The organism is Arenibacter arenosicollis, from assembly GCF_014397245.1.
GTDB classification, from domain to species: domain Bacteria; phylum Bacteroidota; class Bacteroidia; order Flavobacteriales; family Flavobacteriaceae; genus Arenibacter; species Arenibacter arenosicollis.
The window spans coordinates 1-18,246 of sequence record NZ_JACLHY010000015.1; the positions used below are offsets into that span (position 1 = coordinate 1).

12 protein-coding genes and 2 tRNA genes are annotated in these 18,246 nt (G+C 39.0%); 1 reads left to right on the plus strand and 13 read right to left on the minus strand.

From position 1 onward, the window contains the following. The coding region (locus H4O18_RS14130) for an Ig-like domain-containing protein (RefSeq protein ID WP_187585682.1) at positions 1–2,734 on the minus strand (2,734 nt) is incomplete at its 3' end. A gap of 630 nt (positions 2,735–3,364) precedes the next feature. Between H4O18_RS14130 and H4O18_RS14135 the strand changes: the two genes are divergently transcribed. Continuing rightward, positions 3,365–4,954: a peptide chain release factor 3 gene (locus tag H4O18_RS14135; RefSeq protein ID WP_187585684.1), complete on the plus strand. Its 1,590-nt coding sequence runs from the start codon at positions 3,365–3,367 to the stop codon at positions 4,952–4,954. Between the two features lie 50 nt (positions 4,955–5,004). Here the strand turns inward: H4O18_RS14135 and H4O18_RS14140 are convergent, their stop codons facing one another. The 12 genes from H4O18_RS14140 to H4O18_RS14195 all read right to left on the minus strand — a co-directional run bounded on the left by H4O18_RS14140 (position 5,005) and on the right by H4O18_RS14195 (position 18,219). Then, positions 5,005–5,316: a DUF3467 domain-containing protein gene (locus H4O18_RS14140; protein ID WP_072863284.1), complete on the minus strand. Its 312-nt coding sequence runs from the start codon at positions 5,314–5,316 to the stop codon at positions 5,005–5,007. A 104-nt stretch (positions 5,317–5,420) separates the two neighbouring features. Continuing rightward, positions 5,421–9,719: a DNA-directed RNA polymerase subunit beta' gene (gene rpoC, locus H4O18_RS14145; protein ID WP_187585686.1), complete on the minus strand. Its 4,299-nt coding sequence runs from the start codon at positions 9,717–9,719 to the stop codon at positions 5,421–5,423. 62 nt (positions 9,720–9,781) lie between these two features. Beyond that, positions 9,782–13,591 (minus strand): DNA-directed RNA polymerase subunit beta, encoded by a 3,810-nt coding sequence (gene rpoB, locus H4O18_RS14150; RefSeq protein WP_187585689.1) that lies wholly within the window; start codon positions 13,589–13,591, stop codon positions 9,782–9,784. Between the two features lie 136 nt (positions 13,592–13,727). Then, positions 13,728–14,108 carry a 50S ribosomal protein L7/L12 gene (gene rplL / locus H4O18_RS14155; RefSeq protein WP_111625450.1) on the minus strand — a complete coding sequence of 127 codons (381 nt, stop codon included), beginning with the start codon at positions 14,106–14,108 and terminating at the stop codon, positions 13,728–13,730. Between the two features lie 53 nt (positions 14,109–14,161). After that, positions 14,162–14,677: a 50S ribosomal protein L10 gene (rplJ, locus tag H4O18_RS14160; RefSeq protein WP_103477258.1), complete on the minus strand. Its 516-nt coding sequence runs from the start codon at positions 14,675–14,677 to the stop codon at positions 14,162–14,164. A gap of 22 nt (positions 14,678–14,699) precedes the next feature. Beyond that, entirely contained in the window at positions 14,700–15,389 is a 690-nt protein-coding gene (gene rplA, locus H4O18_RS14165; RefSeq protein ID WP_187585691.1) for a 50S ribosomal protein L1, read from the minus strand. A 20-nt stretch (positions 15,390–15,409) separates the two neighbouring features. Beyond that, complete coding sequence (rplK, locus tag H4O18_RS14170) at positions 15,410–15,847, minus strand: 50S ribosomal protein L11 (RefSeq protein ID WP_103442762.1); 438 nt, start codon at positions 15,845–15,847, stop codon at positions 15,410–15,412. 69 nt (positions 15,848–15,916) lie between these two features. Next, positions 15,917–16,468 (minus strand): transcription termination/antitermination protein NusG, encoded by a 552-nt coding sequence (gene nusG, locus H4O18_RS14175; RefSeq protein ID WP_103442761.1) that lies wholly within the window; start codon positions 16,466–16,468, stop codon positions 15,917–15,919. Positions 16,469–16,478: 10 nt separating this feature from the next. Continuing rightward, on the minus strand, positions 16,479–16,667 hold the full coding sequence (gene secE / locus H4O18_RS14180; RefSeq protein WP_187585693.1) for a preprotein translocase subunit SecE: 189 nt from the start codon (positions 16,665–16,667) through the stop codon (positions 16,479–16,481). 95 nt (positions 16,668–16,762) lie between these two features. After that, positions 16,763–16,835 (minus strand) — tRNA-Trp (locus H4O18_RS14185). Between the two features lie 70 nt (positions 16,836–16,905). Further along, positions 16,906–18,093 (minus strand): elongation factor Tu, encoded by a 1,188-nt coding sequence (gene tuf, locus H4O18_RS14190; RefSeq protein WP_187585695.1) that lies wholly within the window; start codon positions 18,091–18,093, stop codon positions 16,906–16,908. A gap of 54 nt (positions 18,094–18,147) precedes the next feature. Beyond that, positions 18,148–18,219: transfer RNA gene (locus H4O18_RS14195), tRNA-Thr, on the minus strand. Between the last annotated feature and the right edge of the window lie 27 nt (positions 18,220–18,246).

Below are 18,246 nucleotides of genomic sequence, written 5' to 3' on the forward strand. Positions count from 1 at the left end.
CACCGTTAAGGGTATCGTTATCCAGCACATTGCTGTCAGGGATCACTCCGCTAACACCCGTATCCACGGTATAGCTATCGTCCACAGCATCCAATACATTGTCCATATCAGGACCTACCTGAATGGTTACCGTACCGGAATCACAATTGTCCGTATTGGCCGCCTCGCAGATCGTATAGTCTATGGTATAGGTACCGTCAGCAGTGCCAGGGGCTACGCTCACGCTGCCATCCTCGTTTATCGTCAGTTCGTCCGTTGGGGTCGAAGTAAGCACTACATCCGTAGGCGCTACAGGATCACCGTTAAGGGTATCGTTATCCAGCACATTGCTGTCAGGGATCACTCCGCTAACACCCGTATCCACGGTATAGCTATCGTCCACAGCATCCAATACATTGTCCATATCAGGACCTACCTGAATGGTCACCGTTGCCGAAGCACAAACATTTGGATCGGGGATTACATTACAAACTTGATAAATAATGGTAACAGTCGAATTAGATTCTGACTCTACTGGGGTGTAGGTTACAAAACCTGTTTCTGCATCAAAAGAAACTGTACCTAGGGCACTACCACCAATCATGGTCAAACTGGTAATGCCTAAATTATTGGAATCATTATTTGGCAAGTAATCATCGTTCTCCAAAATATTGATAGCGACTTCGGTCAAAGCAGGGGTTGAACCCGAGTCATCCCTTGCAGTGGCTACAAGTGGATCTGGATCCGTTCCATTGGGATTGCCATCATCATCACAGTCAAGTATCTCCCATGCTGGACTAGGTGTTAAGGTTATACTTTCGGGAAGATAATCACATGGATCCAAAGGATCTGTACCATCTTTTTTCTCGTCCTCATTGGTCACCCCGTCACCGTCACAGTCCAAATCGTTCCAAGTATTGGAAGTTTCCACTGTTTGGTGGGCCAATACAAAATCACAGGAATCCTTGGGATCTGTTCCGTCCTCTATCTCTTTTTCATTTGTTACTCCGTCCCCATCACAATCGGCGGTTAGATAGGCTCCATTTTGTATCAAGGTTATACTTTCCGGATTATAGTCACAGGGATCTAGTGGATTAGTTTCATCTTCTTTCTCCTTTACTGTGGTTACCCCATCCCCGTCATCATCAATATCCCGATAATTCACGTCATCGGTACCATCGGTATTTGGAAGGTCTCCAGCTGGATTATTTATTTCATCATTTACATCGAAGTCATCATTTGCATCATCACCCTCATAACCATCGTCCAAACCATCTTCATCACTATCTATTCCTGTATAAACTTGATTCGGAGTACCATCGAAATTGAAGTCATTTCCTTCGATATTATCTGGGACTCCATCATTATCTGTATCCAAGTCCAAATAATCCGGTAGATCCGTACCATCGGTATTCACTGGAATAAGTCCCTGGTTAACCGGCCCATCATAAGCATTGTCCAACCCATCTTTGTCCTCATCCAGGCCGGTTGGCGGAATATAACCATCAGTAAGCTGGGCCTCCACATTATCAGGAATACCGTCATTGTCCGAATCGATATCTACCCTATCCGGATAGCCATCCCCGTCAGAATCTATATCCTTACTAAAAGTAATTGTCTGAGGATCAATGAAGTTTTCTAGACAAGAAAATTGAATTCCTGACTGCCTAGGGACATCTGTAGTGAAATTCGCTGTAGTCTGGGTTTGTATTCCAAATCTGAAAACAAATGTATTTATGTTAATAAATTGGACAGCTACATTAACCGACGGATGAATATTGGATATTCCGTCATATTCCTTTATTCCACCATTAATTAATAGCCCACCTGATGTATAGTTAAGCCCTACTTCAGTAGGGTTGTCATAAGTATAACTTACAGGAGTATCGAATCTATTGAATTCCTGATATTGAATGTTCCCATCTACGTCTATAAAATTGGCAATTAGTTCATTAAGAACGGTAGTTTCATTGGTTCCTGTTTTCACCATGGTAATTCTTAAATCTACGTAGGGCCTTCTTGTACCATCAGTTGTTGTAAACTCAATTTCAGGTTTAAAAAATTCGGGGTCAACCGAATTTTGGTCCAATGTGCTAATTCTGCCACTTACCACACTTTCAATGGTTACTAAAGCATCAAGATCATTTGTAATATTAGAAAACCTGTATACGGCACCTTCTGACAAAGCATCACCAGATTCCAAGATCGGCGCATTACTGAAATTCAATTTCGGTATACTTTCACAATCAAAACCTGAACTTAGTTCACTGGATTCAAGACTATCGAGTATTCCATCATTGTCAGAATCCAAATCCAGATAATCAGGAATTCCATCCTTATCTGTATCGACAGGAATAAGACCTTCGCCACTTCCTGCAGTTGTCTCATATGCATCATCCAATCCATTTTTATCATTATCCGTCTTGGAAGGAAAGATGTAATTCCGCGAAGCCTGTGCTTCAATATTATCCAATATACCGTCATTATCCGAATCAACATCCAGGTAATTCGGAATTCCATCGCCATCAGTATCAATATCGCCTTCAATTGAATCTATTATACCATCACCATCTGAATCAATATCATCTGAATCTATAATCCCATCACCATCAGAATCCACATAAACAATGTCATATGGTTGAAAAGTAGAAATATTGTCAAAAGAGGCAGTAAGTAGTAAGGCCAAAAAAGCTATTGGCAAAATTAAGGCACCACTCACTTTTCCCTTAAAATTAAAGAAAGTAATTTTTTCCATAAATGATAGTTTTGTTTCAACTAATCACCATGGCATAATAGGTAATAATAGATGTAAGAAGTTGGGGCCAACTCCAAAATTACATGCAAGATATGTCTAAAAAATCAATACTCATAAGGTTTTCAAGCCATAAATTAAAGAAAATCTGCCAATAACCGTATTACTCGACAAAGTGTTAATATTAATTATAATGGACCTTAAATTTGCACCGTTTATCCAATAAAAAGTCTTAAAATCACAATGGCACTTCGTATCTATTTTCTTACGCATTAAGTAGGGAAAAGTGCTTGACATTTTAATGATGATCTTAGAATTAAATCCAATAATCACAATATTCAACAATGCCTAAAAACAAAAAATTAGGCCTTAGACTTATATTAAATTTATGGATTTTACGCACATGAAAAAGTAACCCCAAAAACTTAATAATTAAACCAAAAATCGTTCGCAAAATTTAGCGACTTTACCAACCTCAATAATTACAAAAGGGAATCACTGTAGTCATAATTCCACATTATGCCGATCCATAAACTAGAATATCTTCCAATTATGAAATCTTTGTTGTATTTACCCGAGATTGCCTATTGAAAAAAATTATTTTGACTTATTTTTGCCGAAATCAAATGATCAATGAGTTTTAGGGAACAAATTGAAAGAAGAAGGACTTTCGGAATAATATCGCATCCCGATGCGGGAAAGACAACACTTACAGAAAAATTACTACTATTTGGCGGAGCCATTCAGGAAGCAGGGGCAGTAAAGAACAATAAAATAAAGAAAACTGCAACGAGCGACTTTATGGAAATTGAAAAGCAAAGGGGTATTTCCGTTGCTACCTCTGTACTTGCCTTTCTTTACAAAGACAAAAAAATAAATATCCTGGACACCCCGGGCCACAAAGATTTTGCAGAGGACACTTTTAGGACCCTTACGGCTGTTGACAGTGTAATTGTGGTGGTTGACGTTGCAAAAGGTGTGGAAGAGCAAACTGAAAAATTAGTAGAAGTTTGTAGGATGCGAAACATTCCCATGATTGTTTTCATAAACAAATTGGACCGGGAAGGAAAGGATGCTTTCGACTTATTGGACGAAGTGGAACAAAAACTTGGCCTTTCCGTAACACCTTTAAGTTTCCCCATTGGAATGGGCTATGATTTTAAAGGAATTTACAATATCTACGAAAAAAACATTAATCTATTTAGCGGGGATAGCAAAAAGAATATTGAAGATACCATTGCTTTCGATGACATAAACAACCCACAACTCGAAAAAATTATCGGAGCAAAGGCAGCCACAGAACTAAGGGACAATCTAGAATTGGTTAACGGTGTTTACCCTCCCTTTGACAAGGAAAGTTACCTTAAAGGAACTCAACAACCCGTATTTTTTGGTTCCGCCCTTAACAATTTCGGGGTACGTGAACTGTTGGATTGTTTTATAGACATTGCCCCTTCTCCACGTGCAAAAATGGCCGAAGAGCGTTTGGTACAAGCCAATGAAAAGGAGTTGACTGGTTTTGTTTTTAAAATACACGCCAATATGGATCCCAAGCATAGGGACCGCCTAGCTTTCATAAAAATAGTTTCAGGGACCTTCGAAAGAAACAAACCCTATCTTCATGTCCGCCAAAAAAAGAATTTAAAATTCTCCAGTCCCAACGCTTTTTTTGCCGAGAAAAAAGAAATCGTAGATATTTCGTATCCCGGGGATATTGTGGGATTGCATGATACCGGAAATTTTAAAATTGGTGATACCCTAACAGAGGGTGAAATATTACATTATAAAGGAATCCCGAGTTTTTCACCAGAGCATTTCAGATATATCAACAATGCCGACCCCATGAAAGCCAAACAACTCAACAAGGGCATTGATCAATTAATGGATGAAGGAGTGGCCCAATTGTTCACCTTGGAAATGAATAATAGAAAAGTCATAGGAACCGTAGGTGCTTTACAGTTTGAAGTAATTCAATACCGTTTGGAGCATGAATATGGAGCTAAATGTACCTATGAAAATTTTCCCGTCTACAAAGCGTGTTGGGTGGATCCAAAAGACAAGAACAGTGATGAATTTAAAGAATTTAAACGTGTTAAACAGAAGTTTTTGGCCATGGATAAACGAAAACAACTTGTTTTTCTTGCGGATTCCCAATTTTCACTGCAAATGACACAGCAAAAATATCCGAATGTAAAACTTCATTTCACTTCCGAATTTGATTAAGCTTTACCATAAAACGAAAAAAACCTTCTGCACAAACAGAAGGTTTTTTTTTAAGCTTCACCCGTAGGCCCAAAATTTAAGGGTATCGGAGGCTGTTCATAATCTTTAATAGTGCCATGAGCCTTTTCAAAGCGACTCACATTATCCCCTAATGCCTTTAAGAATTTTTTGGCATGTTGAGGGGTGAGTACAATTCTACTTTTAACCTTTGCTTTGGGAGCACCGGGCATCATACTAATAAAGTCCACTACAAACTCCGACACGGAATGATTGATTATAGCTAGATTGGAATAAATCCCTTCAGCTGTCTTTTCATCCAATTCTATATTGATCTGCTTTTGGTTTTGATCTTTATCACTCATTCTAAAAAATGATTAACTATTACTTTTATGTTAAACTACATTAAACTATTTCTTGGACTTATCCAAAAAAAAACCTCGGTGAATAACACCGAGGTTCTAATTATTTAGAATTTCAATTCCTCTTTTCGAGCCATGATTTCATCGTATTCCTCTTTTGAGCCTACAATGATATTCTCATAATCCCTCATTCCGGTACCTGCAGGTATTTTATGACCTACAATTACATTTTCTTTCAATCCTTCCAGAGTATCAATCTTACCGCTTACTGCAGCTTCGTTAAGTACTTTGGTCGTTTCCTGGAATGAAGCAGCCGATATAAATGATTTGGTCTGTAAGGACGCACGTGTAATTCCTTGAAGAATTGGTGTCGCCGTAGCAGCAACAGCATCCCTAGCAGTTACTAAATTCTTATCATTACGTTTAAGAATTGAGTTTTCATCCCTCAATTCTCGGGCACTTACAATCTGACCCGGTTTCAAGTTCTCCGATTCTCCAGCATCCTCAACTACTTTCTGTCCATAAATCTCATCGTTCTCCTGGATGAAATCATCCTTGTGAACCAATTGATTTTCTAAGAATATAGTATCTCCCGGATCCTCAATACGCACTTTACGCATCATTTGACGAACTACTACCTCAAAATGCTTATCATTGATCTTCACGCCCTGTAAACGATATACTTCCTGAACTTCGTTCACCAAGTATTGCTGTACAGCTGAAGGTCCTTTAATGGACAAAATATCTTCAGGCGTAATTGATCCATCGGATAATGGCATACCGGCACGTACATAATCATTTTCTTGAACAAGAATTTGATTGGACAATTTAACCAAGTATTTTTTAACCTCACCCAATTTGGATTCGATGATTATCTCACGGTTACCTCTTTTAATTTTACCAAAAGAAACAACACCATCAATTTCGGAAACAACCGCAGGGTTAGATGGGTTACGTGCTTCGAACAATTCGGTAACTCTTGGAAGACCACCAGTAATATCCCCAGCCTTGGCTGATTTACGTGGTATCTTAACCAAAATTTTACCTTCTTTAATTTTGTCTCCATCATCTACCATGATGTGCGATCCAACAGGAAGGTTATAAGAACGTAATACTTCATCCTTATTGTTCTTGATCAATAGGGTTGGTATTAATTTCTTGTTCCTAGATTCAGAAATTACTTTCTCTTGGAATCCGGTTTGCTCATCGATCTCTACCTGATAGGTAACACCTTGTTCAATATTCTCATATGCAATCTGTCCAGGGAATTCTGATACAATAACCCCGTTATATGGATCCCAAGAACAAACAACCTGACCTTTTTCGATTTTTTCACCGTTCTTAATGAACAATTGAGAACCGTAAGGAATATTATTGGTACTCAGGGTTATTCCAGACTTGGCATCTACAACCTTAATTTCAGAAGTCCTAGAAATAACGATTTCAGATTTTTTACCTTCACCATCCTGACTGGAAACAGTCCTTAAATCTTCAATTTCTGCAATTCCGCCAAACTTGGCCTCCAATTTATTTTCTTCGGAAATGTTACCTGCAATACCTCCAACGTGGAAAGTACGCAACGTTAACTGTGTTCCTGGTTCACCGATCGACTGAGCAGCAACAACACCCACAGCTTCACCTCGTTGTACCATTTTATTGGTAGACAAGTTTCTTCCGTAGCATTTACCACAAATACCTTTCTGAGCCTCACATGTAAGGGCTGAACGTACCTCTACTTTATCAACCGGAGAAGCCTCAATTTTCTTAACATCGGACTCCATAATTTCTTGACCTGCCCTTAAAAGCAATTCTTCAGAAATAGGGTCATAAACATCATGTAAAGAAACCCTTCCAAGGATACGCTCCCCTAAAGTTTCAACAATCTCTTCGTTTTTCTTAAGAGCCTCTACCTGAACACCTCTTAGCGTTTCACAATCTTCAATATTGATGATTACATCTTGTGAAACATCCACTAGACGACGAGTCAAGTAACCAGCATCCGCCGTTTTCAACGCCGTATCTGCAAGACCTTTACGTGCACCGTGAGTAGAAATAAAGTATTCCAAAATGGATAGACCCTCTTTAAAGTTGGATAAAATAGGGTTTTCAATAATTTCCCCACCTCCAGCTGTAGATTTCTTTGGTTTCGCCATCAATCCACGCATACCGGTCAACTGGCGAATCTGCTCCTTGGAACCCCTTGCACCAGAATCCAACATCATGTACACTGAGTTGAAACCTTGTTGATCTTCACGAATACGCTTCATGGCCAATTCCGTCAACATTGCATTGGTAGAAGTCCAAACGTCAATTACCTGATTGTAACGTTCGTTATTGGTAATGAGCCCCATGTTATAGTTGGCCATAATTCCATCTACCTGAGTATTGGCATCAGCAATCATTTCGTGCTTTTCTGGTGGAATAATAATATCCCCCAAACTAAAGGACAAACCACCTTTAAAAGCGAATTCATACCCCATAGTTTTTATCTTGTCCAAGAAATCTGCTGTTGTTGGTACATCGGTAACTCTTAAAATATTACCAATAATATCCCTTAGCGATTTCTTGTTCAATACCTCATTGATATATCCTGCTTCTTCAGGAACTACCATATTAAACAATACTCTACCTACTGTAGTTGGTATAATTTGATTAACCAATTCCCCAGCTTCATTAAAATCTTTGGCACGTACCTTAATACCTGCGTTAAGATCCAATCTTCCTTCATTAAAGGCGATAACCACCTCTTCATAGGAGTAGAAAGTTAATCCTTGGCCTTTCACAGCTACCTCTGGGGTAGACTTTCTTTCTTTGGTCATATAATATAGACCCAAGACCATATCCTGAGATGGTACGGTAATAGGTGAACCATTTGCAGGGTTCAAAATATTATGCGAAGCCAACATTAACAATTGGCATTCCAGAATAGCTTCTGGTCCCAATGGTAAGTGAACTGCCATTTGATCCCCGTCAAAATCCGCATTAAATGCAGTACATACCAATGGATGTAACCTAATGGCTTTTCCTTCAATAAGTTTTGGCTGGAACGCCTGGATACCCAATCTGTGCAATGTAGGGGCCCTGTTCAACATTACAGGATGTCCTTTTAATACATTTTCCAGAATATCCCAGACAACCGGTTCTTTCTTATCTATGATCTTTTTGGCCGATTTTACGGTTTTTACAATACCTCTTTCTATCAGCTTACGGATAACAAAAGGTTTGTAAAGCTCAGCTGCCATATCTTTTGGCAGACCACATTCGAACAATTTCATTTCAGGTCCAACAACGATTACCGAACGGGCGGAGTAATCCACACGTTTACCCAATAGGTTTTGACGGAAACGTCCTTGCTTACCTTTTAATGAATCTGAAAGTGACTTTAATGGCCTATTGGATTCAGTTTTAACTGCAGATGCCTTACGAGTATTATCAAATAAGGAATCTACCGCTTCCTGAAGCATACGTTTCTCATTTCTAAGAATCACCTCAGGTGCCTTAATCTCTACCAATCTTTTTAGACGGTTGTTTCTAATAATAACCCTTCTATAAAGATCATTTAAATCCGAGGTTGCAAAACGACCTCCATCCAATGGCACCAATGGACGTAATTCCGGTGGAATAACAGGGATAACCTTCATGATCATCCAATCTGGCCTGTTTTCCCTATTTTCCTGTGATTCCCTTAAAGCTTCAACAACTTGAAGTCTTTTCAGGGCCTCGGTTTTACGTTGTTTGGAAGTTTCAGTATTGGCTTTATGTCTTAAATCATAAGACAATTGGCTCAAGTCTATTCTGGCCAAAAGATCAATAAGACATTCCGCACCCATTTTAGCGATAAACTTGTTGGGGTCAGAATCTTCCAAGTACTGATTCTCTTGTGGAATGGACTCTAATATATTTAAATACTCCTCTTCACTTAAGAAATCCATTTTTTGAATTTCCTCGCCTTCTGGTCCTTTGGCAATACCTGGTTGAATTACTACATAACGTTCGTAGTAAATGATCATATCCAATTTCTTGGAAGGTAAACCTAAAAGGTAACCAATTTTATTGGGCAGGGAACGGAAATACCAGATATGGGCAACAGGAACCACCAAATTAATGTGTCCTACCCTATCTCTACGTACCTTTTTCTCTGTTACTTCTACCCCGCAACGATCACAAACAATACCACGGTAACGGATTCTTTTGTATTTTCCACAGGCACACTCATAATCCTTTACAGGACCAAAAATACGCTCACAGAATAGACCGTCCCGCTCAGGCTTGTGCGTTCTATAGTTAATAGTTTCAGGTTTTAAAACCTCACCTCTTGACTCTGCCAAAATAGCTTCTGGAGATGCCAAACCGATTGAAATTTTATCGAACCTTTTAATGGTATTATTATCTTTTAGTCTAGCCATAACTATAATCTGATACTAATTTAATTCTTGTTATTAGGAATAGTGTTCAAAACCTATCCTTGTTATTCTTCCAATCTAATATCCAAACCTAATCCCTTAAGTTCGTGCATTAATACGTTGAAAGATTCTGGCAAACCAGGTTCTGGCATGGTCTCTCCTTTTACGATCGCCTCGTAAGTCTTGGCCCTACCTATAACATCATCCGACTTAACGGTCAATATTTCACGAAGTGTAGCAGAGGCACCATAAGCTTCAAGTGCCCAAACTTCCATCTCTCCAAAACGCTGTCCACCAAATTGTGCTTTACCACCCAATGGTTGTTGCGTAATAAGTGAGTATGGTCCAATGGATCTAGCATGCATCTTATCATCAACCATATGTCCTAATTTTAACATATAGATAACTCCAACCGTTGCTGGTTGATCAAAACGCTGACCTGTACCACCATCATAAAGATACGTATGTCCAAATCTTGGGATTCCAGCTTCATCAGTATAGGCATTAATTTGATCCAAGGTTGCACCGTCAAAAATTGGGGTCGCATATTTCTTCCCTAATTTTAGACCAGCCCATCCCAATACGGTTTCATATATCTGCCCAATGTTCATACGGGAAGGTACCCCAAGTGGATTCAATACAATATCCACAGGTGTTCCATCCTCCAAGAACGGCATGTCCTCATGACGTACAATTCTTGATACGATACCTTTGTTACCGTGACGACCTGCCATTTTATCACCAACCTTAAGTTTACGTTTTTTAGCGATATAAACTTTGGCCAATTTCATAATTCCAGCTGGCAATTCATCTCCTACAGAAATAGTAAACTTATCCCTTCTAAGGTTACCTTGAAGATCGTTAAGTTTTATCTTATAGTTATGTAAAAGGTCCGTTACCAGAGTATTGCTTTCCTTATCCGTTGTCCAAGTTCCACCAACCAGATGGGCAAAATCATCAACAGCGTTCAACATTTTCATGGTATACTTCTTTCCTTTAGGAAGCACTTCTTCCCCAAGGTCATTCAATACCCCTTGTGAAGTTTTACCGTTGACCAATGTAAATAGCTTTTCAACCAATACATCTTTTAACTGTTCAAATTTCACTTCGTATTCCAACTCCAATTTAGCAAGGTCTTCCTTATCTTCAGAACGTTTACGCTTGTCCTTAACAGACCTAGAAAACAACTTCTTTTCAATAACTACTCCCCTTAAAGATGGAGAAGCCTTCAAAGAAGCATCTTTTACATCACCGGCTTTGTCACCGAAAATGGCTCGTAATAATTTTTCTTCAGGTGTAGGATCTGATTCACCTTTGGGAGTAATCTTACCAATTAGAATATCTCCAGGCTTAACTTCTGCACCAATACGGATCATTCCGTGCTCATCCAAATCCTTGGTCGCTTCTTCAGAAACGTTAGGAATATCATTGGTCAACTCTTCAGCACCCAATTTCGTATCCCTTACCTCCAAAGCGTACTCATCTACGTGAATAGAAGTAAAGATGTCCTCACGTACCACTTTTTCAGAAATCACGATAGCATCCTCAAAGTTATAACCTTTCCATGGCATAAATGCCACTACCAAGTTTCTTCCAAGTGCCAATTCGCCACTTTCAGTTGCATATCCTTCACATAGAACCTGTCCTTTTTTAACCTTGTAACCTTTTTTAACAATAGGCTTAAGGTTAATACTGGTTCCTTGGTTTGTTTTCCTAAACTTGACCAACTCATAAGTCTTGGAGTCCTCTTCGAAGCTCACCAATCTTTGTTCTTCTGTGCGGTCGTATTTTATGGTGATTTTTTGGGAATCAACATATTCAATAACCCCATCTCCCTCTGCATTGATCAACACCCTTGAATCAGAAGCTACCTGACGCTCCAAACCTGTACCTACAATTGGAGATTCTGGTTTCAACAAAGGAACTGCCTGGCGCATCATGTTTGATCCCATCAATGCCCTGTTAGCATCATCATGCTCCAAAAATGGAATTAAAGATGCTGAAATAGAAGCGATTTGATTTGGTGCAACATCGGTATACTGAATTTCCGCAGGGTCTACTACCGGGAAATCCCCTTCTTCCCTTGCAATTACCTTCTCCGCAGTAATTTTACCTTTTTCATCCATAGGAATGTTTGCCTGGGCAATTTTCATTCCTTCTTCCTCTTCTGCACTTAGGTACCTGAAATCGTTAATATCTACCGTACCATTTTCCACTTTACGATATGGTGTTTCCAAGAAGCCCATAGGGTTTACCTTGGCAAATACCGAAAGTGAAGATATCAATCCAATATTCGGTCCCTCCGGTGTTTCAATAGGACAAAGTCTTCCGTAGTGAGTATAGTGAACATCACGTACTTCAAACCCTGCTCTTTCCCTAGAAAGTCCACCTGGTCCCAATGCCGATAATCTTCTTTTGTGCGTAATCTCCGCCAATGGATTTGTTTGATCCATAAACTGAGATAACTGGTTGGTACCAAAGAACGAATTGATAACCGAAGACAAGGTCTTGGCATTGATCAAATCGATCGGGGTAAACACTTCATTATCACGTACGTTCATACGCTCACGAATTGTTCTGGCCATACGTGCCAGACCAACACCAAATTGCTGGGATAATTGCTCACCTACAGTCCTAACCCTACGGTTGGAAAGGTGATCAATATCATCGATCTCAGCTTTTGAGTTGATCAACTCGATCAAATATTTAATAATGGTAATGATATCTTCCTTGGTCAAAACCTGCTTGTCCATTCCAATATCCAATCCCAATTTTTTGTTCATTCTATAACGCCCAACCTCACCAAGGTTATAACGCTGATCAGAGAAGAACAATTTATCTATAATACCGCGAGCTGTTTCCTCATCTGGCGGTTCTGCATTACGCAGTTGACGATAAATATGTTCAACAGCCTCTTTTTCAGAGTTTGTTGGATCCTTTTGAAGGGTGTTATGGATAATGGCATAATCGCTCTGTGCGTTATTCTCTTTATGCAAAAGAATAGTTTTCACATCAGCTTCCAATATCTCATTAATATGATCTTTTTCTAAAATAGTATCACGGTCAAGGATAATCTCATTTCTTTCAATAGATACCACTTCGCCAGTATCCTCATCCACAAAATCCTCGTGCCATGTGTTCAACACTCTAGCCGCCAATTTACGACCCAATACTTTTTTCAAGCCGGCATTGGAAACCTTAACCTCTTCAGAAAGGTCAAATATCTCCAAAATATCCTTATCCCTTTCAAAGCCAATAGCTCTGAACAAGGTGGTAACCGGTAATTTTTTCTTTCTATCAATATAGGCGTACATAACACCATTGATATCTGTTGCAAATTCTATCCAAGAACCTTTAAAAGGAATAACCCTAGCAGAATACAACTTAGTTCCGTTAGCATGGAAAGATTGACCAAAGAAAACCCCTGGAGAACGGTGCAACTGAGAAACAACAACACGTTCCGCACCATTGATAACAAAGGTACCACTAGGAGTCATATAAGGAATGGTTCCTAAGTACACATCTTGTACAATGGTCTCGAAATCCTCATGCTCGGGATCTGTACAATATAATTTTAATCTTGCTTTTAATGGAACACTATAAGTAAGTCCACGCTCAATACATTCTTGAATGGAATATCTCGGTGGATCAATGAAGTAATCTAAAAATTCTAATACGAACTGGTTCCTCGTGTCTGTAATGGGAAAGTTTTCCATGAAGGTGTTATACAACCCTTCATTGCCCCTCTCGTCAGATTTAGTTTCAAGCTGAAAAAAATCTTGAAATGATTTAATCTGAATGTCCAAGAAATCCGGATAGTTCGGAGTGTTCTTAGCGGATGCGAAACTTATTCTTTCAGTCTGATTTGTGAACATCTATGGACAAAATTTTGAACGTGAATATTTTAATTGGGTAGTGTACTACAATATACACGGTATGTATAAAAAGGCTTAGGTCTAGCCACAAAAAGCGGAAAGACCTAAACCAAAATAATAATGGTTGTTGTTACTATTATTTAAGCTCAACTTCCGCTCCTGCTTCTTCCAAAGATTTTTTAATTCCTTCAGCTTCGTCTTTAGAAACACCTTCCTTAACGGCTTTTGGTGCGCTATCAACGATATCTTTAGCATCTTTCAATCCTAAACCAGTTAATTCCTTAACCAATTTAACTACTGCTAATTTAGAAGCACCAGCTGCTTTCAATATAACATCAAATTCAGTTTGAGCTTCAGCAGCCTCACCACCTTCAGCAGCACCGCCACCAGCAGCAACAGCAACTGCAGCAGCTGCAGGCTCTATACCGTACTCATCTTTTAATATATTAGCCAACTCATTTACTTCCTTTACTGTAAGGTTAACCAATTGTTCTGCGAAATCTTTTAAATCTGCCATTTTTCTATCGTTTAATAAAATTTTAAAATATAATTGTTTTTAGTGCGTACGTATTATCTTTCTGATAATGTCTTAAGGATTCCGGCAAGTTTACCACCACCAGATTTAAGTCCAGAAATAACATTCTTGGCTGGGGATTGTAACAATCCAATAATTTCTCCAACCATTTCCTCTTTAGACTTAATGCTTTCTAAAGCATCCAATTGATCATCACCAACATAAATTGCTTCGGCAATATATGCTCCTTTCAACAAAGGCTTGTTAGACTTCTTTCTAAAAGTCTTGATAAGCTTTGCAGGTGCATTTCCGGTTTCCGAAAACATTAAAGAGGTATTCCCCTTTAATACAGTAGGAAGTTCACCGAAATCTTTATCCGAAGCCTCCATTGCTTTTGCAAGCAAGGTATTTTTAACTACAGCAAGTTTTATATCAGCCTTGTAGCACGCCCTTCTTAAAGCCGAAGTTGTTTCAGCATTTAATCCAGAAATGTCAGCTAAATATATAGTGGAGCTATCCCCTAACTGTGCAGTTAAATCTTGTATAACATTTAATTTCTCTTCTCTTGTCATAATAAAAATTTTTAACTACCAGTTAAACTACTTTTGGATCTAATGCAACACTTGGACTCATTGTACTGGACATGTAAATAGTCTTTACATATATCCCCTTAGCTGCTGTTGGTTTCAATTTCATCAAGGTTTCCAAAAGTTCATTGGCATTATCTGCTATTTTATCAGCTGAGAAAGAAACTTTCCCGATTGCAGCATGCACAATTCCTGTTTTATCCACTTTAAAATCGATTTTACCAGCTTTTACTTCTGTAACCGCTTTGACAACATCCATAGTAACCGTACCTGTTTTTGGGTTTGGCATAAGACCTCTTGGTCCCAAGACTCTACCTAAAGGACCTAGCTTACCCATAACACTTGGCATAGTGATGATTACATCAACATCGGTCCAACCGCCTTTAATTTTCTCCAAATATTCGTCCAACCCTACGAAATCAGCTCCAGCTTCTTTAGCCTCTGCCTCTTTGTCCGGTGTTACCAAAGCCAAAACTTTTACATCTTTACCGGTACCGTGGGGAAGTGTAACAACTCCACGAACCATTTGATTGGCTTTTCTTGGATCAACGCCCAAACGTACTGCCAATTCAATAGATGAATCAAATTTTGTATTGGTTATTTCTTTTACTAAAGCAGATGCCTCTTCAACAGAATAGAGTTTATTCTTATCTATTTTACCGTGGGCTTCTTTTTGCTTCTTTGTTAATTTTGCCATTCTAAATTGCTTTTAAGATTTTAAAAAGGTCTATTGCCCGAAACTTTTAAACCCATAGATCTAGCTGTACCTGCAACCATACTCATTGCGGATTCTACCGTAAAGGCATTTAGATCTACCATTTTGTCTTCTGCGATCAACTTGACCTGGTCCCAAGATACACTTGCAACCTTGTTTCTGTTAGGCTCGCCAGATCCTTTTTTAATCTTAGCCGCTTCCATTAATTGAACTGCCGCCGGCGGTGTCTTTACAACGAAGTCGAACGACTTGTCTTTATAAACCGTGATCGCAACTGGCAATACTTTGCCTGGTTTATCCTGTGTACGCGCATTGAATTGCTTACAGAATTCCATAATGTTGACCCCGGCAGCACCTAAAGCGGGTCCAACCGGTGGCGACGGATTCGCTGCACCTCCCCTAACTTGTAGTTTAACTACTTTACTTACTTCTTTTGCCATTGTTTAAAATTAAATTTAAAAAGTGTTAATTTGGAAGCAACACTTCTTTTAACTATGTAACAGTTCTTATTAAACTTTTTCTACTTGCATATAACTGAGCTCCAATGGCGTCTTTCTTCCAAAGATTTTCACCATTACTTCCAGTTTGCGTTTTTCTTCGTTAATTTTTTCAACAGTCCCGTTAAAACCATTAAATGGCCCATCAATCACCTTTACAGTTTCACCAAACACAAATGGTATAGCTACACTATCGGTCTTAACAGCCAATTCATCAACTTTCCCTAGCATTCTATTCACTTCCGACTTTCTCAAAGGAACGGGATCCCCGCCTTTGGTCTCACCCAAAAATCCAATTACATTGGTGATCGAACGGATAATATGAATCATCTCCCCTCCAAGGTTCGCTTTGATCATTATATATCCCGGAAAATAAACTCGTTCTTTATTTATCTTTTTTCCATTCCTAATCTGCACCACTTTTTCAGTAGGAACTAGAACCTCCTCCAAATAATCTTCAAAACCAAGCCTAGCAATTTCTGCCTCTATATAGCCTTTTATTTTATTTTCCTGACCACTTACAGCTCTTACAACATACCATTTCTTATCCAATACTTCTGACATACAGTGCTTCTTAATTGATTATGTTATTGAAATACAGTTGTATCAACTTACCAAACAAACTATCAACACCCCAGGTCGCAAGCGCAAAAATTATAGAAAACACGGCCACGATCACCATCAAGTTGGAAGACTCCGCTCTTGAAGGTAATGTAACATTATTTCTAAGTTCGTCTATAGATTCCTTTATATATGTAAACATGCTGCGAAATATTTTTTTTCTTAACAATAAAACAAGGTCTTAAAAATACACTGACGACATCATCCCAATCAGAAAAGAACCCATTATTTTTTTTGCACGGGCGGAGAGGCTCGAACTCCCGACACCTGGTTTTGGAGACCAGTGCTCTACCAACTGAGCTACACCCGTTTATATTTACATTGAAAGGTATCCCGCTTTAGCAAGACACCCTCAATGTAAACAATACTATACTAAAATATTAATCTAATATCTTGGTAACCTGACCAGCACCAACTGTTCTACCACCCTCACGGATCGCAAAACGCAAACCTTCACTAAGTGCAATTGGAGACAACAAGTCAACAATAATAGTAAGGTTATCACCAGGCATAACCATTTCTACTCCACTAGGAAGATTAATAGTACCAGTAACATCGGTAGTTCTTACATAGAACTGAGGACGATAGTTATTATGGAATGGAGTGTGACGTCCACCTTCTTCTTTTTTAAGGATATAAACCTCAGCTTCAAATTTAGCATGTGGCTTAACAGAACCTGGCTTACAAATTACCATCCCTCTTTTAATTTGAGATTTTTCAATACCTCTCAAAAGGATACCAACGTTATCACCAGCTTCACCTCTATCCAATATTTTACGGAACATTTCAACCCCAGTAATTGTAGAGTTCAATTTCTCAGCTCCCATACCGATGATTTCAACAGGATCTCCTGTATTTGCAACTCCAGTCTCAATACGACCAGTAGCAACAGTACCACGACCTGTAATAGTAAATACATCTTCAACTGGCATCAAGAAAGGTTTATCAACATCTCTTTGTGGCAATTCAATCCAGCTATCAACAGCTTCCATCAAAGACATAACTGTATCAACCCATTTTTGTTCACCGTTAAGGGCACCTAAAGCAGAACCAGAGATAACAGGACCATTGTCACCATCATACTCATAGAAAGAAAGCAATTCTCTTACTTCCATTTCAACCAATTCCAAAAGCTCCTCATCATCAACCATATCAACCTTGTTCAAGAAAACAACGATTCTTGGAATACCAACCTGACGTCCTAAAAGGATGTGCTCACGAGTCTGTGGCATAGGACCATCAGTAGCAGCAACAACCAAAATAGCACCGTCCATTTGAGCAGCACCAGTAACCATGTTCTTTACGTAATCCGCGTGACCTGGACAATCCACGTGAGCATAGTGACGGTTCGCGGTAGAGTATTCTACGTGTGAAGTATTAATAGTAATACCTCTTTCCTTTTCTTCAGGAGCGTTATCGATAGAATCGAAACTTCTCATTTCAGAAAGTCCTGCGTTTGCCAATACCGTAGTAATCGCAGCAGTCAATGTAGTTTTACCGTGATCCACGTGTCCAATAGTACCTATATTTAAATGCGGTTTGGAACGATCAAATGTTGCCTTTGCCATGTTTGTTAATTTTAATTCTTAGTTTATATTAGTGTACAAATAATGCCTTAATTGAGCCAATGATGAGATTTGAACTCATGACCTCTTCCTTACCAAGGAAACGCTCTACCCCTGAGCTACACCGGCATCTTTAATTTTAATAATTGAGCTAGG